This window comes from Streptomyces sparsus (genome assembly GCF_054776295.1).
Window position 1 is genome coordinate 1 of record NZ_BAAHCA010000413.1, and the last position, 4,278, is coordinate 4,278.

6 protein-coding genes are annotated in these 4,278 nt (G+C 71.7%); 5 read left to right on the top strand and 1 reads right to left on the bottom strand.

The window, feature by feature from the left end:
* Positions 1 to 55: 55 nt before the first annotated feature.
* Positions 56 to 451 (bottom strand): DUF1844 domain-containing protein, encoded by a 396-nt coding sequence (locus ACYVE9_RS17465; RefSeq protein ID WP_461028807.1) that lies wholly within the window; start codon positions 449 to 451, stop codon positions 56 to 58.
* Between the two features lie 404 nt (positions 452 to 855).
* Between ACYVE9_RS17465 and infC the strand changes: the two genes are divergently transcribed.
* The 5 genes from infC to ACYVE9_RS17490 all read left to right on the top strand — a co-directional run bounded on the left by infC (position 856) and on the right by ACYVE9_RS17490 (position 4,126).
* Complete coding sequence (gene infC, locus ACYVE9_RS17470; RefSeq protein WP_461028811.1) at positions 856 to 1,488, top strand: translation initiation factor IF-3; 633 nt, start codon at positions 856 to 858, stop codon at positions 1,486 to 1,488.
* 125 nt (positions 1,489 to 1,613) lie between these two features.
* Entirely contained in the window at positions 1,614 to 1,808 is a 195-nt protein-coding gene (rpmI, locus tag ACYVE9_RS17475; protein ID WP_232267270.1) for a 50S ribosomal protein L35, read from the top strand.
* A gap of 110 nt (positions 1,809 to 1,918) precedes the next feature.
* On the top strand, positions 1,919 to 2,302 hold the full coding sequence (gene rplT / locus ACYVE9_RS17480) for a 50S ribosomal protein L20 (protein WP_461028808.1): 384 nt from the start codon (positions 1,919 to 1,921) through the stop codon (positions 2,300 to 2,302).
* A gap of 121 nt (positions 2,303 to 2,423) precedes the next feature.
* Positions 2,424 to 3,290 carry a TrmH family RNA methyltransferase gene (locus ACYVE9_RS17485; RefSeq protein ID WP_461028809.1) on the top strand — a complete coding sequence of 289 codons (867 nt, stop codon included), beginning with the start codon at positions 2,424 to 2,426 and terminating at the stop codon, positions 3,288 to 3,290.
* Positions 3,291 to 3,562: 272 nt separating this feature from the next.
* A complete protein-coding gene (locus tag ACYVE9_RS17490; RefSeq protein ID WP_461028810.1) occupies positions 3,563 to 4,126 on the top strand; it encodes a snapalysin family zinc-dependent metalloprotease in 564 nt (187 codons plus the stop codon).
* The last annotated feature ends 152 nt before the right edge of the window (positions 4,127 to 4,278 follow it).

Sequence of the window (4,278 nt, forward strand, 5' to 3'; positions counted from 1 at the left end):
CCAGACCGCGGGCCCGCGCCCCGCGTTGCCGGGGGCTGGGCCGCTGCGGCCGGCGTCAGCCGTAGACGGGGCCGGTGTACTTCTCGCCCGGCCCCTGGCCCGGCTCGTCGGGCACGAGGGAGGCCTCACGGAAGGCCAGCTGCAGCGACTTGAGGCCGTCCCGCAGGGGCGCCGCGTGGTAGTTGCCCACCTCGGTGGCGGCGGCCGTCACCAGGCCGGCCAGTGCGTGGATCAGCTTGCGGGCCTCGTCCAGGTCCTTGTGCTTCTCGCCCTCCTCGGCCAGTCCGAGGTTGACGGCCGCCGAGCTCATCAGGTGCACGGCCACGGTGGTGATCACCTCGACCGCGGGCACGTCGGCGATGTCACGGGTCATGGAGTCGAAGTCGGGGCTGCCGGCTTGCGCGGGCTCGGGCCGCTCGGCATCCTGCGGGGGCGTGGCGTCGTCGGTCATGGTGTGGTGTCTGCCTGTTCGTGAGGGCTGCCCGGGCGGACCGGGCAGGTACGGGACGCGGCCCAGCCTACGACCGCCCCGGCGCGGGCCCGGGCGCGGAGCGGGTGGACGCCTGTCCGCGCGGCCTGATGTACGATGGAAGTCGACCGGTCGGACATTCCCATGTCCGACCCACAAGTGGAGGCTCCGATCTCCCACCTGATCGACCCCCGGGTCGGCAGGTCATCGGTCAGGCTGCGCCCCGCGGTGATCGCGGCGGTGCTCCCGGTCTGTTGAGGAGCCCCGCCTGTGTCCCGGTCGGGGCGTTTTCTTCTTTCAGGGCGCCTCCTCGGGCGGTCATACCGAACACAGACATTGACGCGGCTGTCCGCCAGGCAATCGCGTAGTGCAACCGAGGAGGCCCCATCAGCGCCGAGCCCCGCATCAACGACCGGATCCGTGTCCCCGAGGTGCGACTCGTCGGTCCCAGCGGCGAACAGGTCGGCATCGTGCCGCTTGCCAAGGCCCTGGAGCTCGCGCAGGAGTACGACCTCGACCTGGTCGAGGTCGCTGCGACCGCACGCCCGCCGGTGTGCAAGCTCATGGACTACGGAAAGTTCAAGTACGAGTCGGCCATGAAGGCCCGTGAGGCGCGCAAGAACCAGGCGCACACGGTCATCAAGGAGATGAAGCTCCGGCCGAAGATCGACCCGCACGACTACGACACCAAAAAGGGTCACGTCGTCCGGTTCCTCAAGCAGGGTGACAAGGTCAAGATCACGATCATGTTCCGTGGTCGCGAGCAGTCCCGCCCCGAGCTGGGCTTCCGACTGCTGCAGCGGCTCGCGGAGGACGTCCAGGACCTGGGCTTCATCGAGTCCAATCCCAAGCAGGACGGCCGGAACATGATCATGGTTCTCGGTCCGCACAAGAAGAAGACCGAGGCGATGGCCGAGGCCCGTGAGGCCCAGGCCGCCCGCAAGGCCGGCCGCCAGCCGGGCACCGCGCCGGCGGACGAGTCCACCGAGCAGCCCGCCGAGGAGCCGGCCGAGGCGTGAGCCTCGATCCGGGGCAGCACCGCCCCGGACCGCCAACCGATACGCACGACGCCTCCGCCTGCCGGTCTTCGGACACCACCGGGCCGGACGGGGCGGAGACGCCACAACGAGGAGAGAACGGCGACATGCCGAAGAACAAGACGCACAGTGGTGCGAGCAAGCGCTTCAAGATCACCGGCTCCGGCAAGGTGATGCGCCAGCGCGCCGGCCGCCGCCACCTTCTCGAGCACAAGCCGTCGACCCTGACGCGTCGCCTCGCGGGCAAGGTCCAGATGGCCCCGGCCGACGCCAAGAAGATCAAGAAGCTTCTCGGCAAGTGAGTCGACGTCCCCGCCCCCCGCACCCCGGGGGAGGGGCGTCACCGGACCGGGACCCCATCGATTTCCGGGTCGGGTTGCTGAACCCCGACCCCGCTACAAGGAGTTAACACGTGGCACGCGTCAAGCGGGCGGTCAACGCCCACAAGAAGCGCCGGGCGATCCTCGAGCAGGCCAAGGGCTACCGCGGCCAGCGCTCGCGTCTGTACCGCAAGGCGAAGGAGCAGGTCACCCACTCGTTCGTCTACAACTACAACGACCGCAAGAAGCGCAAGGGCGACTTCCGCCAGCTGTGGATCCAGCGTGTGAACGCCGCTGCCCGCGCCAACGGAATGACCTACAACCGCTTCATCCAGGGCCTGAAGGCCGCTGAGGTCGAGGTGGACCGCAAGATCCTGGCCGAGCTCGCGGTCAACGACCCGACGGCGTTCGCCGCGCTCGTCGAGGTCGCCCAGAAGGCGCTGCCGAGCGACGTCAACGCTCCCAAGGCCGCCTGAGCAGCAGACGTGTGACCGGACCCGCAGGCGAAGCAGCCTGCGGGTCCGGCGCGTCTGCGCCCCGCCGCACCGACCGGCCCCGCCACCTACGGGCACGACCAGAAGCGAGTGAGCAAGCGCCATGGGATCCGCCGAGCTGATCTCTCCGCACAATCCGCGGGTCGCCGCCGCCAAGCGGCTGGCCCGCAGAACGGTCCGGAGCAGGGAGCGCAGGTTCCTCGCCGAAGGCCCGCAGGCCGTCCGGGAGGCGGTCGCCCACCGCGGCGAGGTGGACGGTGCCGTGCGGTCCCCGCTGATCGAGCTGTTCGCGACGGCCGACGCCGCCGAGCGTCACCCCGACATCCTCGACGCCGCCCGGGCGGCGGGCGTCCGGGTGCAGCTGGCCTCCGACAGCACGATGGCGGAGATCTCCCAGACGGTCACCCCGCAGGGGCTCATCGGCGTCTGCCACTTCCTGGACTCACCGCTGTCGCGGATCATCGACGCCCGCCCGCGCCTGGTCGCCGTGCTCGCCCACGTCCGTGACCCCGGCAACGCCGGCACCGTACTGCGCTGCGCGGACGCCGCCGGAGCGGACGCGGTGGTGCTCACCGACGCGTCGGTCGACCTGTACAACCCCAAGTCGGTGCGCGCGTCGGTCGGCTCGCTCTTCCATCTGCCGGTGGCCGTCGGCGTGCCCGTGCAGCTGGCCGTCAGCGGTCTGCGGGAGAGCGGCGCGCGCGTGCTGGCCGCGGACGGCGCCGGTGCCAGGGACCTGGACGCCGAGCTGGACGCGGGAGCCATGGGCGGACCCACTGCGTGGATCTTCGGCAACGAGGCGTGGGGGCTGCCGGAGGAGACGCGGGCCCTCGCCGACGAGGTGGTGCGGGTGCCCATCCACGGCCTCGCCGAGAGCCTCAACCTCGCCACCGCCGCCGCGGTGTGCCTCTACGCCTCCGCACGTGCACAGCGGGCCCCGGGCGGTTGCCGAGCGGTGGCGGTCGGCTAGGTCCGGCCCGTCCGCGGGGCGGCCCGTTCGCTGCCCGGAACGGCCGATCCGACCGTCCGCTCGGTCGGCTCGCCTGTGGCGTTTCCGTGGTGAGCGCGTGCAGAATCCGTGGGCCCTCCGCGGCCGGCGTGACTGGTTGCCTGGTCGGACCGGCCCGGGATGCGGGGTCGGATCGGTGGTGCGGATTGACGGATTGGCGGCTGCCCGGGGTGGGCAAGGAAGCGGCAGCGTGTGACATGGACACGCCCGCACCCCCCACCAGGAGGACAAGCATGCACGCCCATACGCTCGTACGCGGTTTCGTCGCCGCGCTGGCGATGACCTTCGCCCTGGTCGGCACTCCGGCCGCCGCCGCCACGTCCACCACCGCGGACCGCGCGCTCGCACCCCGCGTGGTCACCTACGACGCGAGCGCGTCCGCGGAGTTCAGGAGCGCGGTCGACCGCGGCGCGGCGATCTGGAACGAGAGCGTCGACAGCGTCGAACTGCGGCCCGCCGCGGCCGGTCAGCGCGCCAACATCCGGGTCGTGGCCGACAACGGCTGGCCCCGTGCCCTCACCACCTCGCTGGGCAACGGAGTCGTCTACATGGGCCGCCAGGCCGTCAACCAGGGCTACAACACGATCCGGATCGCCTCCCACGAGTTCGGTCACATCCTGGGCCTGCCGGACCGCAAGCCGGGTCCCTGCTCCAGCCTGATGTCCGGCTCCAGCGCCGGGGTCGGCTGCACCAACCCCTACCCGAACTCGGCGGAGAGGTCCCGGGTCGAATACAACTTCGGCGGTGCCTTCACCCGGCCCGCGGAGCTGCCGCGGAACACCGTGATCGTCGGCTGACCCCCGGGTCGCACCCGGACCACCGCCCGGGTACCACCCGGGCCGGGGCCCATCCGGCCCGGCAGGCGTCACCCACGCACGGCGGGTGACGTCTGCCGGGCAGGGGGGAACCGGGGGCGGGAGGGCCGCCCACGGCGCGCGGGCGGTCCTCC